22 protein-coding genes are annotated in these 21602 nt (G+C 72.1%); 14 read left to right on the forward strand and 8 right to left on the reverse strand.

Features of this window, described 5'->3' with window-relative positions; translation table 11 throughout:
• The first annotated feature begins 21 nt into the window (after window positions 1-21).
• The 9 genes from atpE (at window position 22) to QT381_RS10610 (ending at window position 7377) form a co-directional block, all read left to right on the forward strand.
• On the forward strand, window positions 22-246 hold the full coding sequence (gene atpE, locus QT381_RS10570; protein ID WP_289248905.1) for an ATP synthase F0 subunit C: 225 nt from the start codon (window positions 22-24) through the stop codon (window positions 244-246).
• A gap of 32 nt (window positions 247-278) precedes the next feature.
• Window positions 279-839 carry a F0F1 ATP synthase subunit B gene (locus QT381_RS10575; RefSeq protein WP_289248906.1) on the forward strand — a complete coding sequence of 187 codons (561 nt, stop codon included), beginning with the start codon at window positions 279-281 and terminating at the stop codon, window positions 837-839.
• Window positions 839-1630: a F0F1 ATP synthase subunit delta gene (locus QT381_RS10580; protein WP_289248907.1), complete on the forward strand. Its 792-nt coding sequence runs from the start codon at window positions 839-841 to the stop codon at window positions 1628-1630. The genes QT381_RS10575 and QT381_RS10580 overlap by 1 nt, the downstream gene beginning before the upstream one ends.
• A 34-nt stretch (window positions 1631-1664) precedes the next feature.
• Window positions 1665-3296 (forward strand): F0F1 ATP synthase subunit alpha, encoded by a 1632-nt coding sequence (gene atpA / locus QT381_RS10585; protein ID WP_289248908.1) that lies wholly within the window; start codon window positions 1665-1667, stop codon window positions 3294-3296.
• A 44-nt stretch (window positions 3297-3340) separates the two neighbouring features.
• Window positions 3341-4240, forward strand: coding sequence for a F0F1 ATP synthase subunit gamma (locus QT381_RS10590; RefSeq protein ID WP_289248909.1), 900 nt, complete (start codon window positions 3341-3343; stop codon window positions 4238-4240).
• Window positions 4241-4270: 30 nt separating this feature from the next.
• Window positions 4271-5752: a F0F1 ATP synthase subunit beta gene (gene atpD, locus QT381_RS10595; RefSeq protein WP_289248910.1), complete on the forward strand. Its 1482-nt coding sequence runs from the start codon at window positions 4271-4273 to the stop codon at window positions 5750-5752.
• A 2-nt stretch (window positions 5753-5754) separates the two neighbouring features.
• Complete coding sequence (locus QT381_RS10600; RefSeq protein WP_289248911.1) at window positions 5755-6015, forward strand: F0F1 ATP synthase subunit epsilon; 261 nt, start codon at window positions 5755-5757, stop codon at window positions 6013-6015.
• 94 nt (window positions 6016-6109) lie between these two features.
• Window positions 6110-6631, forward strand: a complete 522-nt coding sequence (locus tag QT381_RS10605) for a P-loop nucleotide/nucleoside kinase family protein (RefSeq protein ID WP_353889767.1) — start codon at window positions 6110-6112, stop codon at window positions 6629-6631.
• Entirely contained in the window at window positions 6631-7377 is a 747-nt protein-coding gene (locus QT381_RS10610) for a YaaA family protein (RefSeq protein ID WP_289248912.1), read from the forward strand. The genes QT381_RS10605 and QT381_RS10610 overlap by 1 nt, the downstream gene beginning before the upstream one ends.
• A gap of 10 nt (window positions 7378-7387) precedes the next feature.
• On the opposite strand, the gene QT381_RS10615 is transcribed toward QT381_RS10610, so the two are convergent.
• The 3 genes from QT381_RS10615 to QT381_RS10625 all read right to left on the reverse strand — a co-directional run bounded on the left by QT381_RS10615 (window position 7388) and on the right by QT381_RS10625 (window position 9817).
• Window positions 7388-8572, reverse strand: a complete 1185-nt coding sequence (locus QT381_RS10615) for a hypothetical protein (RefSeq protein ID WP_289248913.1) — start codon at window positions 8570-8572, stop codon at window positions 7388-7390.
• Between the two features lie 46 nt (window positions 8573-8618).
• Complete coding sequence (locus QT381_RS10620; protein WP_289248914.1) at window positions 8619-9212, reverse strand: DNA-3-methyladenine glycosylase I; 594 nt, start codon at window positions 9210-9212, stop codon at window positions 8619-8621.
• A 95-nt stretch (window positions 9213-9307) separates the two neighbouring features.
• Window positions 9308-9817 carry a methylated-DNA--[protein]-cysteine S-methyltransferase gene (locus QT381_RS10625; protein ID WP_289248915.1) on the reverse strand — a complete coding sequence of 170 codons (510 nt, stop codon included), beginning with the start codon at window positions 9815-9817 and terminating at the stop codon, window positions 9308-9310.
• Between the two features lie 111 nt (window positions 9818-9928).
• Here QT381_RS10625 and QT381_RS10630 point away from each other — a divergent pair, with 111 nt between their 5' ends.
• Window positions 9929-10888: an aldo/keto reductase gene (locus QT381_RS10630; protein WP_289248916.1), complete on the forward strand. Its 960-nt coding sequence runs from the start codon at window positions 9929-9931 to the stop codon at window positions 10886-10888.
• 102 nt (window positions 10889-10990) lie between these two features.
• Here QT381_RS10630 and QT381_RS10635 read toward each other — a convergent pair whose 3' ends face one another.
• On the reverse strand, window positions 10991-11605 hold the full coding sequence (locus QT381_RS10635) for a LysE/ArgO family amino acid transporter (RefSeq protein ID WP_289248958.1): 615 nt from the start codon (window positions 11603-11605) through the stop codon (window positions 10991-10993).
• Window positions 11606-11736: 131 nt separating this feature from the next.
• On the opposite strand from QT381_RS10635, the gene QT381_RS10640 reads away from it, so the two are divergent.
• Window positions 11737-12579, forward strand: coding sequence for an ArgP/LysG family DNA-binding transcriptional regulator (locus tag QT381_RS10640; protein ID WP_353889768.1), 843 nt, complete (start codon window positions 11737-11739; stop codon window positions 12577-12579).
• Window positions 12580-12741: 162 nt separating this feature from the next.
• Here QT381_RS10640 and QT381_RS10645 read toward each other — a convergent pair whose 3' ends face one another.
• On the reverse strand, window positions 12742-13236 hold the full coding sequence (locus QT381_RS10645) for a TspO/MBR family protein (RefSeq protein ID WP_289248917.1): 495 nt from the start codon (window positions 13234-13236) through the stop codon (window positions 12742-12744).
• A 98-nt stretch (window positions 13237-13334) separates the two neighbouring features.
• Between QT381_RS10645 and QT381_RS10650 the strand changes: the two genes are divergently transcribed.
• The 3 genes from QT381_RS10650 to QT381_RS10660 are packed head-to-tail and all read left to right on the forward strand — an operon-like array spanning window position 13335 to window position 17679.
• Window positions 13335-13949 carry a TetR/AcrR family transcriptional regulator gene (locus tag QT381_RS10650; protein WP_289248918.1) on the forward strand — a complete coding sequence of 205 codons (615 nt, stop codon included), beginning with the start codon at window positions 13335-13337 and terminating at the stop codon, window positions 13947-13949.
• Complete coding sequence (locus QT381_RS10655; RefSeq protein WP_289248919.1) at window positions 13949-15685, forward strand: ABC transporter ATP-binding protein; 1737 nt, start codon at window positions 13949-13951, stop codon at window positions 15683-15685. The genes QT381_RS10650 and QT381_RS10655 overlap by 1 nt, the downstream gene beginning before the upstream one ends.
• Entirely contained in the window at window positions 15682-17679 is a 1998-nt protein-coding gene (locus QT381_RS10660; RefSeq protein WP_289248920.1) for an ABC transporter ATP-binding protein, read from the forward strand. The genes QT381_RS10655 and QT381_RS10660 overlap by 4 nt, the downstream gene beginning before the upstream one ends.
• 163 nt (window positions 17680-17842) lie before the next feature.
• On the opposite strand, the gene QT381_RS10665 is transcribed toward QT381_RS10660, so the two are convergent.
• The 3 genes from QT381_RS10665 to QT381_RS10675 form a co-directional block, all read right to left on the reverse strand.
• Window positions 17843-19534, reverse strand: a complete 1692-nt coding sequence (locus tag QT381_RS10665; RefSeq protein WP_289248921.1) for an NAD(P)/FAD-dependent oxidoreductase — start codon at window positions 19532-19534, stop codon at window positions 17843-17845.
• Between the two features lie 97 nt (window positions 19535-19631).
• Window positions 19632-21047, reverse strand: coding sequence for an aspartate aminotransferase family protein (locus QT381_RS10670; protein ID WP_289248922.1), 1416 nt, complete (start codon window positions 21045-21047; stop codon window positions 19632-19634).
• The gene (locus QT381_RS10675) at window positions 21044-21520 is read right to left on the reverse strand and encodes an Lrp/AsnC family transcriptional regulator (RefSeq protein WP_289248923.1); all 477 of its coding nucleotides are present in this window, start codon (window positions 21518-21520) and stop codon (window positions 21044-21046) included. Before QT381_RS10675 ends, QT381_RS10670 begins: the two co-directional genes overlap by 4 nt.
• Between the last annotated feature and the right edge of the window lie 82 nt (window positions 21521-21602).

Consider the following 21602-nt stretch of genomic DNA (forward strand, 5'->3'; position numbering starts at 1 on the left):
CACCCTCGAAAGGAAACCCCCATGATCGCCGGATACCTCGCCCCGATCGCGTTCGGCCTGGCCTCCATCGGTTCGGCCATCGGCGTCGGCATCGTCGTCGGCAAGACGATCGAGTCGGTCGCGCGCCAGCCCGAGCTCCAGGGCCGCCTCACCGGTCTGATGTTCCTCGGCATCGCGTTCACGGAGGCGCTCGCCTTCGTCGCGATCGCGACGGGCTTCATCCCGTTCGCGGTTCCCGCGCAGTAGTCCCCGCCCACCACTGACCTAAGGAGAACAGGATGCACACGGCATTCCTGGCGTCGGCGGTCCTCGCGGACGAGGAGTCGGGTCCGAACCCGGTCCTCCCGGAGACTCCCGACCTGTTCTGGGGCGCGGTGGCCTTCGTCATCATCCTCGTCGTCTTCATCTGGAAGGTGCTGCCCCGCTTCAACGCGGTGCTCGACGCCCGCAGCGAGGCGATCGAGGGCGGCATCAAGCGCGCCGAGGCCGCGCAGGCCGAGGCCGCCGCCGCGAAGGACGAGTACCAGAAGCAGCTCGCCGAGGCGCGGGCCGAGGCCGCCCGCATCCGCGAGCAGGCGCGCCTGGACGCGACCGCGATCGCGACCGAGGTCAAGGAGCAGGCCGCAGCGGATGCCGCGCGCATCACCGCGAACGCGCAGACGCAGATCGAGGCGGAGCGCCAGGCGGCGCTCGTCTCGCTCCGTTCCGAGGTCGGCTCGCTCGCCATCGATCTCGCCTCGGGCGTCATCGGTGAGACGCTGTCGGACGACACGAAGGCCCAGGCCGTCGTCGACCGCTTCCTCGCCGAGCTCGAGGCCGAGGAGAAGGCGAGCCGCTGATGGGTTCCGCGACGACACAGGCGCGGTCGGCGACGCTCGCCGCCCTCGCGGCGGCCGGCGACGCCGACCTCGCGACGGGCGAGCAGATCCTCGAGATCGGACGGGTCATCGGCGACTCCGCCCAGCTGCAGGGCGTGCTGACCGATCCGTCGATCGCGGCCGGCGAGAAGTCGGCGCTCGTCGACCGCCTGTTCGGCGCCACGACGGCGACGGCTCGCGCCGTGGTCTCCGCGGCCGTGTCGAGCGGATGGTCGGACTCCGACGATCTGCTCGCGGGCCTGGAGGAGGCCGGCATCCGTGCCCTCGCGGCATCGGCGCCCGACACCGCCTCGGTCGACGCCGAGCTGTTCGCGTTCGAGGCTGCGGTCGCCTCCGATCAGGAGCTCGAGCTCGCGATCTCCGCGAAGCTCGGCTCCTCCGACGGCAAGGCGTCGCTCGTGAGCGCGCTCGTGTCGGGCAAGGCCTCGCCGCAGACGATCGCGATCCTCGAGCAGCTCGTGCGCCAGCCGCGCGGTCGCCGCATCGGCACGCTCATCGCGGATGCCACGCGCATCGTCGCCGAGCAGTCCGGCACGACGCTCGCCATCGTCACGACCGCGACCGCGCTGTCCGCCGCGCAGCTGGACCGGCTCGCCGCGGCGCTCACCGCGTCCGCCGGCCGCACCGTGCGCATCAACCCCGTGGTCGACCCCGCGGTCGTCGGCGGGGTGCGCGTGCGCATCGGCGACGACGTCATCGACGGAACCGTCGCATCCAAGCTCTCCGACCTCAAGCTGCAGCTCGCACGCTGAGGCCGCGAACATCACGAAACCAAGGAACAGGACAATGGCAGATCTGACCATCAGCCCCGACGAGATCCGCGACGCGCTCAAGGACTTCGTCAAGGCGTACGAGCCCGGTTCGGCCTCGGCGACCGAGGTCGGCCACGTCTCGGACGCCGGTGACGGCATCGCGCACGTCGTCGGTCTCCCGAGCGTCATGGCCAACGAGCTGCTGCGCTTCGAGGACGGCACGCTCGGCCTCGCGCTCAACCTCGACGAGGACGAGATCGGCGTCGTCGTGCTCGGCGACTTCACCGGTGTCGAGGAGGGCCAGGAGGTCACCCGCACGGGCGAGGTGCTCAGCGTGCCCGTCGGCGACGGCTACCTCGGCCGCGTCGTCGACCCGCTCGGCAACCCGATCGACGGTCTCGGCGAGATCGCGACCGAGGGGCGCCGCGCGCTCGAGCTGCAGGCGCCCGGGGTGATGCAGCGCAAGAGCGTGCACGAGCCGCTCCAGACCGGCATCAAGGCGATCGACGCGATGATCCCCGTCGGCCGCGGCCAGCGCCAGCTCATCATCGGCGACCGCCAGACCGGCAAGACGGCCATCGCGATCGACACGATCATCAACCAGCGGGCCAACTGGGAGACCGGCGACCCGACGAAGCAGGTGCGCTGCATCTACGTCGCGATCGGACAGAAGGGCTCGACGATCGCATCCGTCAAGGGTGCGCTCGAGGACGCCGGCGCGCTCGAGTACACGACGATCGTCGCGGCCCCCGCCTCGGATGCCGCGGGCTTCAAGTACCTCGCGCCCTACACCGGCTCCGCCATCGGCCAGCACTGGATGTACGGCGGCAAGCACGTGCTCATCGTCTTCGACGACCTGTCGAAGCAGGCCGAGGCCTACCGCGCCGTCTCGCTGCTGCTGCGCCGCCCGCCGGGCCGCGAGGCCTACCCCGGCGACGTGTTCTACCTGCACTCCCGGCTGCTCGAGCGCTGCGCGAAGCTCTCCGACGAGCTCGGCGCGGGCTCGATGACGGGCCTGCCGATCATCGAGACGAAGGCGAACGACGTCTCGGCGTACATCCCGACGAACGTCATCTCGATCACCGACGGCCAGATCTTCCTGCAGTCCGACCTGTTCAACGCCAACCAGCGTCCCGCGGTCGACGTCGGCATCTCGGTGTCCCGCGTCGGCGGCGACGCCCAGGTGAAGAGCATCAAGAAGGTCTCCGGCACGCTCAAGCTCGAGCTCGCGCAGTACCGCTCGCTCGAGGCGTTCGCGATGTTCGCATCCGACCTCGACGCGGCGTCGCGCCGCCAGCTCGCGCGGGGCGCGCGCCTCACCGAGCTGCTGCGCCAGCCGCAGTACTCGCCGTTCCCGGTGGAGAAGCAGGTCGTGTCGATCTGGGCCGGCACGAACGGCAAGATCGACGAGGTGCCCGTCGAGGACGTGCTGCGCTGGGAGTCCGAGCTGCACGACTACCTCGCGCGCAACACCGAGGTGCTCGAGACGCTGCGCGAGACCAACGTGCTCGACGACGACACCACCGCCGCGCTCGCGGCCGCCGTCGACCGGTTCAACCTCGAGTTCCAGACCACGGCCGCCGCATCCGGTGCCGGCACGGAGCAGTTCGAGAACCTGGCCGACGACGAGATCAACCAGGCGCAGATCGTCAAGGGCAAGCGCTGAACGCGCTGCCCGGTCGTTCGACGAGCATCAGCTAAGAGGAATCCATGGGAGCTCAACTCCGGGTCTATCGCCAGAAGATCCGTGGCGCGCAGACCACGAAGAAGATCACGCGCGCCATGGAGCTCATCTCGGCGTCGCGCATCCAGAAGGCGATGCAGCGCGTTCAGGCGTCCACCCCGTACGCGCGCGCCGTGACACGCGCCGTGTCGGCGGTCGCCACCTACTCGAACGTCGAGCACGTGCTGACCACCGAGGCCGAGAACCCGACGCGCGCCGCCATCGTGCTGTTCACGTCGGACCGCGGCCTCGCGGGCCCGTTCAACTCGCAGGTGATCCGCGAGGCGAGCGAGCTGCGCACGCGGCTCGAGGGCGAGGGCAAGACGGTCGTGCACTACCTGGTCGGCCGAAAGGCCGTCGGGTACTTCGCGTTCCGGCGGCGCCCCTTCGAGCGGGAGTGGATCGGCGAGACCGACAACCCGACGATCGCGACCGCGCACGAGATCGCCGAGGCGATCGTCGGCCGGTTCGTGCAGCCGACGGATGAGGGCGGCGTCGACGAGATCCACATCGTCTACAACCGCTTCGTGTCGATGCTCACCCAGGAGCCCGAGACGGTGCGCCTGCTGCCGCTCGAGGTCGTCGAGGGGGTCGCCGACGACACGGATGCCGGACCGTTCCCGCTGTACGAGTTCGAGCCCGAGGTCGCCGACGTGCTCGACGCGCTCCTGCCGGTCTACATCGAGAGCCGGCTCTACAACGCCATGCTGCAGTCGTCGGCCGCGAAGCACGCCGCGACGCAGAAGGCGATGAAGTCCGCGAGCGACAACGCCGACAAGCTCATCCGCGACTACACCCGCCTCGCCAACAACGCCCGCCAGTCCGAGATCACGCAGCAGATCTCCGAGATCGTCGGCGGCGCCGACGCACTCTCCTCGGCGAAGTAACTCGAAGAAGAAGAGAACAGGACAGAACCCATGGCTACCGCAACCGCACAGCGTCGCTCAGGGGCCGAGCCGGCCGCCGAGCCGGGCGCCGCGACGCCCGGTGTCGGCCGGGTCGCCCGCGTGACGGGACCCGTCGTCGACGTCGAGTTCCCGCACGACGCGATCCCCGACATCTACGCCGCGCTCAAGACGACGATCACGATCGGCGACGAGTCGAACGAGATCACCCTCGAGGTCGCCCAGCACCTCGGCGACGACGTCGTGCGCGCGATCGCGCTCAAGCCGACGGACGGCATCGTGCGCGGCCAGGAGGTGCGCGACACCGGCGCCCCGATCTCCGTGCCCGTCGGCGACGTCACCAAGGGGCACGTCTTCAACGTCATCGGCGAGTCGCTCGACGTGCCGACCGAGTCGCTCGACATCACCGAGCGCTGGCCGATCCACCGCAAGCCGCCGCGCTTCGACCAGCTCGAGTCGAAGACCGAGCTGTTCGAGACCGGCATCAAGGTCATCGACCTGCTCACGCCGTACGTGCTCGGCGGCAAGATCGGCCTGTTCGGCGGCGCCGGCGTCGGCAAGACCGTGCTCATCCAGGAGATGATCCAGCGCGTCGCGCAGGACCACGGCGGCGTCTCGGTGTTCGCCGGCGTCGGCGAGCGCACGCGTGAGGGCAACGACCTCATCGGCGAGATGGAGGAGGCGGGCGTCTTCGACAAGACCGCGCTCGTCTTCGGCCAGATGGACGAGCCGCCGGGAACGCGCCTGCGCGTCGCGCTCTCCGCGCTGACGATGGCCGAGTACTTCCGCGACGTGCAGAACCAGGACGTGCTGCTGTTCATCGACAACATCTTCCGCTTCACGCAGGCGGGATCCGAGGTCTCGACGCTGCTCGGCCGGATGCCCTCCGCGGTCGGCTACCAGCCGAACCTCGCGGATGAGATGGGCCTGCTGCAGGAGCGCATCACGTCGACGCGCGGCCACTCGATCACCTCGCTGCAGGCGATCTACGTGCCCGCCGACGACTACACCGACCCGGCGCCGGCGACGACGTTCGCGCACCTCGACGCGACGACCGAGCTCAGCCGCGAGATCGCGTCGAAGGGTCTCTACCCGGCCGTCGACCCGCTCACCTCGACGAGCCGCATCCTCGACCCCCGCTACCTGGGCGCCGACCACTACCGTGTCGCGACCACGGTCAAGCAGATCCTCCAGAAGAACAAGGAGCTGCAGGAGATCATCGCGATCCTCGGTGTCGACGAGCTCAGCGAGGAGGACAAGATCACGGTGTCGCGTGCGCGCCGCATCCAGCAGTTCCTCTCGCAGAACACCTACATGGCGAAGAAGTTCACCGGTGTGGAGGGCTCCACGGTGCCGCTCAAGGACACCATCGAGTCGTTCGACGCGATCGCCAAGGGCGAGTTCGACCACGTCGCCGAGCAGGCGTTCTTCAACGTCGGCGCGATCAGCGACGTCGAGGAGAAGTGGGCGCAGATCCAGAAGGAGAACGGCTGATCATGGCCGACCTTCAGGTCAGCGTCGTCTCCGCCGACGCCGAGGTCTGGACGGGCGCGGCCCGCCAGATCGTCGCGCGCACGACGGAGGGCGAGATCGGCATCCTGCCCGGGCACGAGCCGATCCTCGCGGTCCTCGCCGCGGGCGAGGTGCGCGTCACGACGACCGCGGGCCAGGTCGTGGCCGCGAACGCCGAGGACGGCTTCCTCTCCGTCGACCACGACGTCGTCGCGATCGTCGCGCGCAACGCGGCCCTCGTCTGAGCGCCGCACCGTCTTCCGTGCCGATCGCGGGCGGGCCCGGCCGGGCTCCCCGCGATCGGCGTCTCGCCACCGTCCCGACCCCGAGGAGCGCAGCGTGCTGATCGCGATGGCGGGCCTGCCCGGATCGGGCAAGTCGACGATCGCCGACGAGGTGGGCCGCGTGCTCGGCCTCGCCGTGATCTCCGTCGACCCGATCGAGTCGGCGATCCTGTCGGCGGGCATCGACGCCGACGAGCCGACCGGTCTCGCGGCCTACCTCGTCGCCGAGAAGCTCGCCGAGTCGATCCTGCGCTCGGGTCAGAGCGTCATCGTCGACGCGGTGAACGCCGTGGATGCGGCGCGCGAGCAGTGGGTCGGCCTCGCGGCACGTCGCGGCACGACGCTGCGGTTCGTCGAGGTGGTCTGCTCCGACGCCCGCGTGCACCGCGAGCGCCTCGAGGCGAGGGACCGCCGACTGCCGCACATCGCCGAGCCGCAGTGGCACCAGGTCGAGCAGAGCCTCGACGAGTACGGCGAGTGGACCGGTGCGAGCGCCCGGGCCGAGCGCGTGCGGGTCGACTCGATCGAGCCGATCGCGCACAGCGTCGAACGCACGCTCGCCTTCCTGCGCGGCTGATGCGGCTGCTGCTGCCGCCGTCCGAGACGAAGCGCGACGGCGGCGATCCGGGGCGCCCGCTCGACCTCGCCGCGCTCGCGTTCCCGGGGCTCGCACCGCAGCGCCGCGCGGCGATCGCGGCCCTCGAGCAGCTCTCGGGCTCGACGGATGCCGCGCTCGCCGCGCTGCGGATCTCGCCCCGCCAGAGCGCCGAGGTCGCCCGGAACCGCGTCGTCCGCACGGCCGCCACGATGCCCGCCGTGGACCGATTCACGGGCGTGCTGTTCGAGGCGCTCGACGCTCCCGCGCTGCCCGAGCCCGCCCGCGCCTGGCTCGGGGACTCGGTGCTCGTGCACTCGGCGCTGTTCGGCCTCGTGGGCGCGCTCGACCGGCTGCCCGCGTACCGGCTCTCGCACGACTCGCGGCTGCCCGGCATTCCGCTCAAGCGGCACTGGTCCGCCGCCATCACGGACGCGCTCGCGTCGACCGAGGGCCTCGTCGTCGACCTGCGATCGCACGCCTACGCCGCGCTCGGGCCGCTGCCCGACGACGACCGGTTCGTCACGGTGCGCGTCGTCACCGAGACCGCGGACGGGCTGCGCCGGCCGCTCAACCACTTCAACAAGAAGGGCAAGGGCGAGCTCGTGCGCGCGCTCGGCGTCGCCGGGATCGAGGCGACGGATGCCGGCGCCCTCGTGCGCGCGGCGCGAGCCCTCGGCATCCGTCTCGAGCGATCCGCCCGGCGCGAGCTCGCGCTCGTCGTCTGACGCGGGGGACTCAGGGGAACGAGCCGAACCAGAGCGCGGCGACCGCGGGGATCTGCAGGGCGCACAGCGCGACGACGACCGCGACGCGGCCGCGAGCGGTGCCGGGCCGCAGGCGCCGGTCGGCGAGCGCGGGCGCCATCGGCAGCAGCAGCCGGACCGTGCTCTGCTGCGGCAGGAACACGGCGACGAGGTACAGCGCGTACGACACGACGAAGGCGCGGGAGGCGAGCGCGATGCGTCCCCGCGCGAGGGCGACGAGCACGGCGCCGGCGGCCAGGAGCACGACGGCGACGAGCGCGATCCCGCCGACCCCGAGGTAGCGATACGCGAGCACGAACCACGGCGTGAGCGGCAGGAAGCCGGCGTCGTCGCCGAGCAGCGGCCGCCAGAACGCCGTCTCGGTCGCGAGGTAGGCGTTCCGATCGCCCGTCACGACCGCGGCGATCACGGGCCACGCGAGCCCCGCGAGCCCGATGGCGGTCGCGGAGATCGCGGCACGGGCGACCTCGCCGGCGCGGATGTCGCGGGCGCGCACGCGCACGACGACGACGATCGCGACGGCGAGCGCCAGGGCGAGGGCACCCGGTCGCGTCGCTGCGGCCGCCACGCCGAGCACGCCGACGAGCGCGTAGCGCCGATCGTGCAGCGCGACGAGCGCCCCGAGCGCGAGCGCGAGGAACAGGCTCTCCGCGTACGCGACCTGCAGCACGAACGTGAGCGGCGCCGCGCACAGCAGCACGACGGCCCAGCGCGGGGAGCCGTCGCCGCGCCGTGCCAGCCGCGCGAGCAGCACAACGGCGATCGCGCCCGCGACCACCGAGACCGCGGGTGCGAGCACCGCGAACCCGAGCCCCGTGACGCGCATGAGCGCGGCGACGAGCGCGGGGTAGAGCGGCAGGAACGCCCACGGGTTCGAGCTCACGCGGCCCTCGGCGTCGTGCGGCAGCGGCACCGGATAGCCGTGCCGGGCGATGCTGCGGTACGCGGAGCCGTCCCACGACCACAGGAAGTTCGCGAACGACTGCGGGTCGCGGTGGCTCGCGAACGTCCAGCCGTTCGCCGTCGCGAGCGCGAACACGCCCGCGAGCACGGCCGTCGTGTAGACCCGCGAGGCGAGGTAGACGAGCAGGGCGGATGCGGCGTCCGACCCGGCGATCGCGGTGCGCGCTCGGCGGAGGACGTCGTTCGGGCGCACGCCCCATCTCACCACGGGCGTGCTCGCCCCGGGCGCGGTCGGTGCCTCAGCGCGCGGCGGCGCGCCAGCATCCCGCGACGTGATCGTCGACCATGCCCGCGGACTGCATGAGCGCGTACATCGTCGTCGCGCCGACGAAACGGAATCCGCGGCGCTTGAGCTCCTTGCTCATCGCGGCGGACTCCGGCGTGACCGCCGGCACCTCGGCGAACGACGCGGGCGGCTCGTGGTGCGGCGGGGCGAACGACCACATCAGCCGGTCGAGCGCGCCGGGATCGTCGGCCACGAGCGCGCGCACGACGCGCGCGTTGCCGATCGTGGCCTCGATCTTGGCGCGGTTGCGGATGATGCCGGCGTCGAGCATGAGCGCGTCGGCGTCCGTCGGGGTGAGCGCCGCCACGGCGTCGATGTCGAAGCCGCGGAACGCCGTGCGGAACGTCGGACGGCGGCGGAGGATCGTGATCCAGGACAGCCCGGCCTGGAAGCCCTCGAGGCTCAGCTTCTCGAACAGCGGGCGGTCGCCGTGCAGCGGCGTGCCCCACTCCTCGTCGTGGTAGCGCTGGTACTCGGTGTCGGCGCCGGCCCAGCGGCAGCGCGCGCGGCCGTCGGCGCCGACGAGCACGTCGGGGGAGTCGGTCACGCTCCGACGCTAGCGTGCGCGGGCGTCGCGGGCGTCGCGGGCGTGATGGGCGTGCACGGCTGCGCGAGGCGCGGACGCTGGCGTGTGCACGGGCGTCACCGGTGCGCGATGCCCTCGAGGTCGAGCAGCCAGGCCTTCGTCGGGATGCCCGCGCCGGCGCTGTAGCCCGTGATGCGTCCGCTCGTCGCGAGCACGCGGTGGCAGGGCACGAGCAGCGGCACGGGATTCGCGCCGACGGCGCCGCCGACGGCGCGACCCGCGGGACGCCCCGTCGCGACGATGCCGAGCGCGCCGTACGACGCGACCTCGCCGTACGGGATCGCGGCGAGCTGCGCCCAGATGCTCTTCTGGAAGGCCGTGCCCTCGAGCCGCACCGGCACGTCGAAGTCGTGCCGGTGGCCGGCGAAGTACTCGGCGAGCTGCGCGGCGGCGCGCTCGAGCACGGGCGTGGGCCGTTCCGGCTCGGTCTCGAGCGGCAGGCGGCCGTCCTTCTCGATCGTGAGGGAGGTGACCGCGTCGTCGTCGGCGGTGATCTCGATCCGGCCGATCGGGCTGTCGATGCGGATGAGATGAGCGGGGGCGGCGGGGCTGGCGATCGGGGTCATGCAGCGACTGTAACGGCGGCCGCGGACGCCCGACTCGCGGGAATCGGACGCGTGGATGGGGCATCCGTTGCTCCGCCGGGGGAGGAGTGGAGCGAGCGTATCGTCAAGGGCATGACTCGGATGCGCTACCGCCCGCTCGGACCCAGCGGACTGATGGTCTCGGTGATCGGCCTCGGCTGCAACAACCTCGGACGCGACAAGACGCTCACGCAGACGCAGCAGGGCACGGACGCGGTCGTCGGCGCCGCGATCGACGCGGGCATCACGCTGTTCGACACGGCCGACATCTACGGCTCGACGCGCGGGCTCAGCGAAGAGCGTCTCGGCGTCGCCCTGAAGGGCAAGCGCGATCGGGTCGTGCTCGCCACGAAGTTCGGCATGGACATGGCGGGCACGAACGGACCCGAGTGGGGCGCGCGCGCGAGCCGCCGCTACATCCGGATCGCGGTGGAGGCGAGCCTGCGCCGCCTGCAGACGGACTGGATCGATCTGTACCAGCTGCACCGTCCGGACGGCATCACGCCCATCGAGGAGACGCTCGCGGCGCTCGACGAGCTCATCGCCGAGGGCAAGATCCGGTACATCGGGCACTCGAACCTCGACGGGTGGCAGATCGCGGAGGCGGAGTTCACGGCGCGCATCGGCGGGCATCCGCGATTCGTGTCGGCGCAGAACGAGTACAGCCTCATCGAGCGGGGCGCCGAGCGCGAGGTGCTGCCCGCCGTGAACGCGTACGGGCTCGGGTTCCTGCCGTTCTTCCCGCTGTTCAACGGCGTGTTCACGGGCAAGTTCGGCGGCGGAGCGCGCCCCGCGGACTCCCGCATCATGCACACCCGCCCCGAGGTGCTCGACCGCGTCGACTGGGATGTCTACGCGCGCTACGAGGCGTTCGCGGCATCCCGCGGTCTCACGGTGCTCGAGGCGACGTACGGCTGGCTGCTCGCCCAGCCGGGGCTGACGTCGGTCATCGCGGGGGCGACCCGGCCCGAGCAGGTCGTGCAGAACGCCGCGTGCGCGGCCGTGTCGCTCGGCGAGGCGGATGTCGCGGAGATCTCCGCCATCTGGTCCTGACCCCCTGCCCCTGCCCGTGCCCGTGCCCCTGCCCCTGCCCGTGTGAGGACGTTCTGCGCGTGTGAGGACGGCCCGGGCCGTCCTCACACGCGCAGAACGTCCTCACACGGTGGCGAGCAGGCCGAGCAGGAGGGAGCCGGCGATCGCGAGCATCACGAGCGCGACGAGCGCGTCCAGGATGCGCCACGCCAGCGGCCGCGCGAACAGCGGCCGCAGCAGGCGCGCGCCGTAGCCGAGCGCGCTGAACCAGAGGATGCTCGCGGCCGTCGCGCCGAGCCCGAACCACCAGCGCTCCGCGCCGTGGGTCGCCGACACGCTGCCGAGCAGCACGACCGTGTCGAGATACACGTGCGGATTGAGCCAGGTGAGCGCCGTGGCCGTGCCGACGGCCGCCGCGAGCGAGACGGATGCCCCTGCCGCATCCGTCTCCAGGCGCGACGGACGCAGCGCGCGCCGGGCCGCAAGCACGCCGTAGACCACGAGGAAGGCCGCGCCGCCGATCCGCACGACGACGAGCGTCCACGGCACGAGCTGCAGCAGCGATCCGAGGCCGGCGACCCCGGCGGCGATGAGCACGGCGTCGGACAGTGCGCACACGAGCACGATCGCGCCGACGTGCTCGCGGCGCAGCCCCTGCCGGAGCACGAACGCGTTCTGCGCGCCGATCGCGATGATGAGCGAGGCGCCGAAGCCGAGGCCGGCCAGCGCGGCGGGCACAGCGCCGGCCACGGCGCCGGCCAGAGCGACCGTCAGAGCAGCGGTCAGAGCGGCGAGCACACCACGACGCTAGGGCTCCACGACCCATGCAGACCAGCTAATGATCCTTCAGTGCCATTAGCATCGTTCAGGTGGAGATCGCACAGCTCCGGGCGCTCGTCGCCGTCGTCGACGCCGGCTCGTTCGACGCCGCGGCTCGCGTGCTGCACGTCACGCCGTCCGCGGTCAGCCAGCGGATCAAGGTCCTCGAATCGAGCGCCGGCGCCGTGCTCGTGCGGCGCGCGAAGCCCGCGACCGCGACGGATGCCGGCGCGCGCTACGTGCGTCTCGGGCGCCAGCTCGACGCCCTCCTCGCCGACGCGACGGCTCCCGAGCAGAACGTGGCCGTGCCCCTCGCGGTCGGCAGCGACGTGCTCGCGACCTGGCTGCTGCCGGCGCTCCTCGCCCTGCCCGACGGCGTGCAGGTCGACGTGCGCCGCGAGGACCAGGGCCACTCCGCCGACCTGCTGCGCGCGGGCGCCGTGATGGGCGCGATCACGAGCGACCCCGAGGCGGTGGCCGGCTGCACGAGCGAGCCGCTCGGCGTCATGCGCTACCGGCCGCGGGCGAGCGCCGCGTTCGCCCGGCGCTGGTTCCCGGATGGCGCGACCGTCGCCGCGCTCACGGTCGCCCCCGTCGTGGTGTTCGACCGCAAGGACGAGCTGCAGGACCGCTACCTCGCCGCGCGGTCGCGCGCCGTGCTCGACCCGCCGCGCCACCACATCCCGGAGTCGACGACGTTCGCGCTCGCCGTGCGCGGCGGTCTGGGCTGGGCGATGCTGCCCGACGCCCAGGCCGAGGGCACGGTCGTGCTCGACGAGCGCCGGCATGTCGACGTTCCGCTGCACTGGCAGCAGTGGGCGCTGCGCACGCCCGCGCTCGACGCGGTCGCCGACGCCGTGCGCGCGGTCGCGGCATCCGCCCTGCGCCGCTAGCCCCGTGCCGCTGGCAGCGCGCCGCTAGCCCTGTGCCGCTGGCCGCGCCCCGGCACTGCATCGTGCGCCCTGCGCCGCTGGCCGCGCCCCGGCACTGCATCGCGCGCCCGCGCCCTCGCGCGCCCCGCGCCGGACCTCGCGCGCCAGCCCCGCGCCGACCCCTCAGTTGAGCACTGCGGCCGCGCCGCTCAGCGACGTCGCGAACAGCAGCCACGCCCAGTACGGCGCGAGGAGCCAGGCCGCGAGCCGCGAGCGGCGCCGGAACGCGAGCATCGTGAGCAGCACGAGCACGTCGAGGGCGACGATGATCGCGAGCGCGATCCACAGCGCGGGCGGCCCGATCGCCGGGAACAGGCCGAAGAACACGGGTGTCCAGAGCGCGTTGAGCACGAGCTGCGCGATGTACAGCGCGAGGGCGCGCCGGCGCGACGGCGAGGGTCCGGTGCGCCAGACGAGCCACGCCGCGATCGCCATGAGTGCGTAGAGCACGGTCCAGGCCGGGCCGAACAGGCCGTTCGGCGGCGACCACGGCGCCTTCGCGGCCGTCGCGTACCACCCGTCGACGTTCGCGATCGTGGCCACCGTGCCGAGCGCGGCGACGGCGTAGGCGATGGCGAGGAACGCGACGAGCACGAGGGCCGAACGGATGCGACGCATGCGGCCAGCCTGCTGGCCACCGCGGCGCCCGGCGCCCGGCCCGGGATGCTCCCAGTCGCGGATTTGCGAGTGAGCGCTCACTCATTTACTCTCGTCGGGTGCCCAACCGCAGCCCCGTCGAACTCAGCGCGGAGGTGCGCAGCGTGCGCGCCGCCCGGATGACGCCCGACGACCGCCGCACCGCGATCATCGAGGCGGTCGCGCCGCTCGTCGTGGAGCACGGGCGCGAGATCACGTCGCGCCAGATCGCCGAGGCGGCCGGCGTCGCCGAGGGCACCGTGTTCCGCGCGTTCGGCGACAAGGACTCGCTCATCCAGGCCGTCGTCGACCACCTGCTCGACCCCGCGCCGTTCCACGACGCGCTGCGCGGCGTCGACCCCGAGGATTCGCTCGAGCGCAAGATCGAGGACATCATGCGCCTGCTGCGCGCGCGCTTCGCGGGCGTCATGGGCGTCATGCGGGCGATGCGCGGGCCGGCCGGCGGGTCGCTGCCGAGTCCGACGCGCTACGTCGAGCTCGTGGTCGCGGCGCTGCAGCCCGACCTCGACCGGCTCGCCGTGCCCGCGGATGACGTCGCCTACCTGCTGCGGCTCGTGACGTTCGCGTCCGCGATCCAGCCGTTCAACCAGGAGCGCGAGTTCGACACCGCCGAGCTCGCCTCGTTCGTCACCCGCGGCATCGCCGCCCGTCCCACCCCCGAGAAGGAGAGCTGATGCTCGGACGCCTCATCCTGCGCTACCTCAGGCCGCACTGGCCGCTGCTCGCCGGAGTCATCGTGTTCCAGCTCGCGCAGTCGATCGCGAGCCTGTACCTGCCGACGCTCAACGCCGACATCATCGACAAGGGCGTCGCGACGGGCGACACCGGCTACGTGCTGAGCACGGGCGCCGTGATGCTCGGCATCACGCTCGTGCAGATCGCCGCGTCGATCGTGGCCGTGTACTTCGGGTCGAAGGCCGCGATGTCGTTCGGTCGCGACATCCGTGCCGCCATCGTGCACCGCGTGACCGCGTTCAGCGAGCGCGAGGTCACCCGGTTCGGCGCGCCGAGCCTCATCACCCGCACGACGAACGACGTGCAGCAGGTGCAGATGCTCGTGCTCATGTCGTGCACCCTGCTCGTGTCGGCGCCCATCCTCGCGATCGGCGGCGTCATCCTGGCTCTGCAGCAGGACCTCGAGCTCTCGCTCATCATCGCCGTCGCCGTGCCCGTGCTCATCATCGGCATCGGCGCCGTCATCGTGCGCCTCGTGCCGCTGTTCCGGCTCATGCAGGAGCGCATCGACGCCGTCAACCGCGTGCTGCGCGAGCAGCTCGTCGGCATCCGGGTCGTGCGCGCGTTCGTGCGCGAGCCGCGCGAGGTCGCGCGCTTCGCCGCGGCGAACACGGATGTCACGGCCACCGCGACGAGCGCCGGCCGCCTGTTCGCGATCGTGTTCCCCGTCGTCATGCTCGTCATGAACGTGTCGAGCGTCGCCGTGATCTGGTTCGGCGCGTTCCGCGTGCAGGACGGCTCGATGCAGGTCGGCACACTGTTCGCGTTCCTCAGCTACCTCATCCAGATCCTGATGGCCGTGATGATGTCGACGTTCATGGCGATCCTCATCCCGCGCGCGAGCGTGTGCGCCGACCGCATCGGCGAGGTGCTCGGCACCGAGTCGACCGTCGTGCTGCCGGTGGCCGGCCGCACCGCGGGCACGGATGCCGGCGCGCTCGAGTTCGTGAACGCGGGCTTCGCCTACCCCGGCGCCGAGGCGCCCGTGCTCCGCGACGTCGCGTTCCGGGTCGCTCCGGGCACGACCACCGCGGTCATCGGCTCGACCGGCGCGGGCAAGACGACGCTCGCGAGCCTCGTGCCCCGGCTGATGGACGTGACCGCCGGCGCCGTGCTCGTCGACGGCGTCGACGTGCGCGATTTCGACGCGGACGCGCTCTGGGAGCGCATCGGCATCGTGCCGCAGCGGCCGTACCTGTTCAGCGGGACGGTCGCCTCGAACCTGCGCTACGGCAAGACCGACGCGACCGACGAGGAGCTGTGGGCCGCACTCGAGACCGCCCAGGCGGCGGGATTCGTGCGCGCCCTGGAGGGCGGCCTCGATGCGCCCATCGCGCAGGGCGGCACGAACGTGTCCGGCGGCCAGCGCCAGCGGCTCGCGATCGCCCGCGCGCTCGTCAAGCGCCCGGCGCTGTACGTGTTCGACGACTCGTTCTCGGCCCTCGACACGCGAACGGATGCCGCGCTGCGCGCCGCGCTCACCCGGGACGTCGGCAGCGCCACGCGGCTCGTGATCGCGCAGCGCGTCTCGACGATCGTCGACGCCGACCAGATCGTCGTGCTCGAGGACGGCGCCGTCGTCGGCATCGGCACGCACGCCGGGCTGCTCGAGTCCAACCCCACCTATGCCGAGATCGTGAATTCGCAGCTGAGCGTCGAGGAGGCCCGTCGATGAGCGAGAAGACCACCCCCGCGGCGGGCGCACCCGCCGCATCCGCCCCCCGCTCGGGCGCGCCCGCGCGGCGACCGGGACCCGGCGGCGGCGGACCGTTCGGCGGAGCGGGCATGCCCGCCGAGAAGTCGATGAACTTCGTGCCGAGCGCGAAGCGCCTGCTCGCCCGCCTGGCCCCCGAGCGCCTGCCGCTCATCGCGGTCATCGTGCTCGCGATCGCGAGCGTCGGCCTCACCGTCGCCGGTCCCCGTCTGCTCGGCGAGGGCACCAACCTCATCTTCGCCGGCGTCATCTCGTCGCAGCTGCCCGCGGGCGTCACGCAGCAGCAGGTCGTCGACCAGCTGCGCGCCCAGGGCGACGACGGCCGCGCCGACCTCATCGCGGGGCTCACCCTCACGCCGGGCGCGGGCATCGACTTCGCGGCACTCGGCCAGCTCGCGCTCGTCATCCTCGGGCTCTACCTGCTCGCCGGCCTGCTCGCGCTCGCGCAGGGCTACCTGCTCAACGGCGTCGTGCAGCGCACCGTGTACCGGCTGCGCGAGGACGTCGAGGCGAAGATCCACCGGCTGCCGCTGTCGTACGTCGACGGCATGCAGCGCGGCGAGCTGCTCAGCCGCGTCACGAACGACATCGACAACGTCTCGCAGAGCCTGCAGCAGACGCTGTCGCAGATCGTGACGAGCCTGCTGAGCGTCGTCGGCATCCTGATCGCCATGCTCGTGACGAGCCCGCTGCTCTCGCTCATCGCGCTCGTCACCATCCCGCTCACGCTCGTGGTCACGACGGTCATCGCGAAGCGCTCGCAGAAGCATTTCGTGGCGCAGTGGCAGCGCACGGGCGCGCTCAACGCCCGGATCGAGGAGGACTTCAGCGGTCACGCCCTCGTCAAGGTGTTCGGGCGGCAGCGCGAGTCGGAGCGCGAGTTCGCCGAGAAGAACGAGGCGGTGTTCCAGGCGAGCTTCCGCGCCCAGTTCATCAGCGGCATCATCATGCCCTCGATGATGTTCATCGGGAACCTCGTGTACGTCGCGATCGCCGTCGTCGGCGGCCTGCAGGTCGCGGCGGGCTCGCTCACCATCGGCGCCGTGCAGGCCTTCGTGCAGTACTCGCGGCAGTTCACGCAGCCGCTCAGCCAGCTCGGATCGATGGCCAACCTGCTGCAGTCGGGGGTGGCATCCGCCGAGCGCGTCTTCGAGCTGCTCGACGCGGAGGACCAGAGCCCGGATGCGGTTCCCGCCCAGTCGCCGGACGCGCGATCGGGGCACCTCGCCTTCGAGCGCGTGTCGTTCTCGTACACGCCCGACAGGCCGCTCATCCGCGACGTGTCGTTCGAGGCGCAGCCCGGCCAGACGGTCGCGATCGTCGGGCCGACCGGGGCGGGCAAGACGACACTGGTGAACCTGCTCATGCGCTTCTACGACCTCGACTCCGGTCGCATCACGCTCGACGGGGTCGACATCGCGGCGATGACGCGCGCCGACCTGCGCTCGCGCACCGGCATGGTGCTGCAGGACACCTGGCTGTTCGCCGGCACCATCCGCGACAACATCGCCTACGGCCGGCCGGGGGCGAGCGAGGAGGAGATCCTCGAGGCCGCCCGCGCCACATTCGTGGACCGCTTCGTGCACTCGCTGCCCGACGGCTACGACACCGTGCTCGACGACGAGGCCTCGAACGTCTCGGCGGGCGAGAAGCAGCTGCTCACGATCGCGCGCGCGTTCCTCGCGAAGCCCGCGATCCTGATCCTCGACGAGGCGACGAGCAGCGTCGACACCCGCACCGAGGTGCTCGTGCAGCACGCCATGAACGCGCTGCGCGCCGACCGCACGAGCTTCGTCATCGCGCACCGGCTCTCCACCATCCGCGACGCCGATCTCATCCTCGTGATGCGCGACGGCGGCATCGTCGAGCAGGGCACGCACGACGAGCTCGTCGCGGCGGGCGGCGTCTACGCCGACCTGTACGACGCGCAGTTCGCGGCCGCCGCGGACGAGTAGCCGCGCGGGCGTCGGCCGGACCCGCCGGGCGGGTGGCCGCGGGCGTCGGCCGGATCCGCTGGGCGGGTGGCCCGCGAGCGAAGCGAGCCCGCGTATCGAAGCCGCTCGTGGATGGCTCGGGCGTCGAACGGCGCGGGCGCCCGCTCGGCCGGCGGGGAGGCGGTCAGTGGCCGGTGAGCGGCGCGGTGAGGTGGGCGGCGAGCGAGGGCCGGTGCGTCATCCGTTCCTCCGCGTCGGCGAGGCCCGTCGCGGCGAGGCCGAGGTTCGCGCCGAGGAAGCGCAGCGGCTCGGGCTCCCAATCGGGGGAGCGGTGGCCGACCCAGGCCAGGGTCGTGAGGTCGGATGCCGCGCCGGTGATCAGGTCGGCGAGCGTGCGCCCGGCGAGGTTCGTGGTGCTGAGCCCGTCGCCGACGTAGCCGCCCGCCGTCGCGATGCCGTTCTCGAACGTGACGCCGGCGTGCCAGTCGCGCGGCACGCCGAGCGGGCCGCCCCAGCGGTGCGTCACCGCATACGGAGCCGCCTGCGGGAACAGGTCGTCGAGCGCGCGCTTCAGGTGCGCGAACACCCGATCCGAGCGGTCATAGGCCGGCCGGATCGTCGAGCCCCAGTGGTAGCGGGCCCCGCGTCCGCCGAACGCGAACCGGTCGTCGGCCGTGCGCTGGCCGTAGACGATGAGGTGCCGGTAGTCGGCGAAGGTCTCGCCGTGTGCGATGCCGATGGAGTCCCAGACGGATGCCGGCAGCGGCTCGGTCGCGATCATGAGCGAGTAGAGCGGCAGCACGCGCCGGTGCGTGCGGGGGAGCGTCGCGCCGTAGCCCTCTAGCGCGACGACGACCGCGCCCGCGTGCACGTCGCCGCGGGCGGTGCGCACCCGGCCGCGCTCCCAGTCGAGCACCTCCGTCTGCTCGTGGATCGTGACGCCGCGGCGCTCGACCACGCGAGCGAGTCCGCGCACGAGCTTCGCGGGGTGCACGCGCGCGCAGGCCGGATCGTGCACGACGGCGAGCGCGCCGCGTGCGCCGAGCGTGCGGGCTGCGCCGCTCGTGCGGGGTGCGCCGAGCGTGCGGGCTGCGCCGCTCGTGCGGGGTGCGCCGAGCGTGCGGGGTGCGTCGAGCGTGCGGGGTGCGTCGAGCGTGCGGGGTGCGTCGAGCGCCTGGGGTGCGCCGCCCGTGCCCGCCGTGCCGGCCGCGCGCCCGGCGGCTCCTGCCGTCTCACCCGAGCGTGTTTCCCGAGACGCCGTCTCACCCGAGTGTGTTTCCCGAGACACCCCGGATTTCCGGGGTGTCTCGCGTAACACGCTCGGGTGAGCGGCCCCGGGACCGGCGAGAGCGTGCAGGGTCAGCTCGTCGACGCCGTAGGCCGCCGCCAGGGCGACCTCCGCGCGGGCCGCCGCGAGCTGCACCGCGGAGCGCGCCAGCGTGAGGGTGCCGCCGGCCGCCCAGTCGCACTCGATGCCCTCGGCCGCGACCACGCGCCCGACCTCGGCGACCGTGTCGACCATGGCCCGCCGCATCCGTACTGCCGCGTCGCGGCCGTGCCGGCGCTCGAGCGCGGCAGCGGATGCCGGGAACAGCGCGCTGCACCAGCCGCCGTTGCGTCCCGAGGCGCCGAACCCGGCGATCTCCTTCTCGAGCACGACGATGCGCAGGGCGGGGTCGAGCTCGGTGAGGTAGTAGGCCGTCCACAGGCCGGTGAGGCCGCCGCCGACGATCGCGACATCCGCATCCGCGATGTGCTCGCCCCGCGTGCCGGGCAGGCCGGCGCGCGGCGTGAGGTCGTCGGGCACGGTGTCGTGCCACAGGCTCAGCGCGCGATACCGAGCGTCACCCATGTGCCCGACCACAACGGATCTCACGGATGATCGGTCGCGGCGGGCGGCTCTGCCCGCCACTCGTGGGAATGAAACGCTTCATCTCCGTGAAATCCGTTGTTGCACGAGGGGCGGGGCGCCGTCAGAGCTTCGTCCAGGCCTCGGAGAGCACGCCGCGCAGGATCTGCTCGATCTCGTCGAACTCCGGCTGGCCGATGGTGAGCGGGGGCGCGAGCTGGATGACGGGGTCGCCGCGGTCGTCTGCGCGGCAGTACAGGCCGGCCTCGAACAGCGCCCCGGAGAGGAACCCGCGCAGCAGGCGCTCCGACTCGGCGTCGTCGAACGTCTCCCGGGTGGCCTTGTCCTTCACGAGCTCGATGCCGAAGAAGTAGCCGTCGCCGCGCACGTCGCCGACGATCGGCAGGTCGAGGAGCTTCTCGAGCGTCGCGCGGAACGCCGGGCTGTTGCGCTTGACGTTGCCGGTCAGGTCCTCCTCGTCGAAGATGTCGAGGTTCTCGAGCGCGACCGCCGAAGAGACCGGGTGCCCGCCGAACGTGTAGCCGTGGTAGAACGCGGTCGTGCCGTGGGCAAACGGCTCGTAGACGCGCTCCGAGACGATCGTCGCCCCGATCGGCGAGTAGCCGCTCGTCATGGCCTTCGCGCACGTGATCATGTCGGGCACGAAGCCGTAGGTCGTCGAGGCGAACATGTCGCCGATCCGGCCGAAGCCCGTGATGACCTCGTCGGCGACGAGCAGCACGTCGTAGCGGTCGCAGATCTCGCGCACGCGCGAAAAGTAGCCGGGCGGCGGCGGGAAGCATCCGCCCGAGTTCTGCACCGGCTCGAGGAACACGGCCGCGACCGTCTCGGGCCCCTCGAACTGGATCATCTGCTCGATCCGGTCGGCCGCCCAGAGCCCGAAGGCCTCGAGGTCGTCGGTCGGCGCCCCCATCTCGGCGGCACGGTAGACGTTCGTGTTCGGCACCCGGAATCCGCCCGGCGTGACGGGCTCGAACATCTCCTTCATCGCCGGGATGCCGGTGATCGCGAGCGCGCCCTGCGGCGTGCCGTGGTAGGCGACCGCGCGCGAGATGACCTTGTGCTTCGTCGGCCGGCCCTGCAGCTTCCAGAAGTGCTTCGCGAGCTTGAACGCCGTCTCGACCGCCTCGCCGCCGCCCGTGGAGAAGAACACCCGGTTGAGGTCGCCCGGCGCGTGGTGCGCGAGGCGCTCGGCGAGCTCGATGGCCTTCGGATGCGCGTACGACCAGATCGGGAAGAACGCGAGCTGTTCGGCCTGCCGGGCCGCGACCTCGGCGAGCCGCCTGCGGCCGTGGCCCGCCGCGACGACGAACAGCCCGGAGAGCCCGTCGATGTAGGACCTGCCGCGCGAGTCCCAGATGCGGTGCCCCTCGCCGCGCACGATGATCGGCACGCCGTGCTCCTCGAGCACCGACTGGCGGCTGAAGTGCATCCAGAGGTGGTCCTTCGCCGCGCGCTGCAGGGCGGAGTCGTCGGGAGCCCCGGAGGGGGCGCGCGTCGTGAGGTCTGTCGTGGTCATCGTGTTCCCCAGTTGTAGAACTGCTTGAGCAGCTTGAGATAGACGAACGTCTCGGTGGACTGCACGCCCGGGATGGCCCGGATGCGCCGGTTGAGCAGGTCGATGAGGTCGTCGTCGTCCTCGCAGACGACCTCGACGAGCACGTCGAAACTGCCCGCGGTGAGCACGACGTAGTCGACGCTCGGCAGGGCGGCGACCGCCTCGGCGACGGCGGTGGTGTCGCCGGAGACCCGGATGCCGACCATCGCCTGCCGGTAGAAGCCGAGCTGCATCGGGTCGGTGACCGCGACGATCTGCATCACGCCCGACTCCGTGAGCTTCTGCACGCGCTGCCGCACGGCCGCCTCGCTGAGCCCGACGGCCTTGCCGATCTCGGCGTACGAGCGGCGTCCGTCGGCCTGCAGCTGCTCGATGATCGCCTTCGAGACGTCGTCGAGCTGCACGACCTTGGTCGAGGGACGGGGCGCGGCCATGGTCCGATTCTGTCGTGCGTGGCGGCCTCTCACAAGCGATTCCGAATCAACACGCGGTAAACGGATGCGGATTCCGCACTTC

Origin of the sequence: Galbitalea sp. SE-J8, assembly GCF_030345695.1 — a bacterium.
GTDB lineage: Bacteria > Actinomycetota > Actinomycetes > Actinomycetales > Microbacteriaceae > JAUASV01.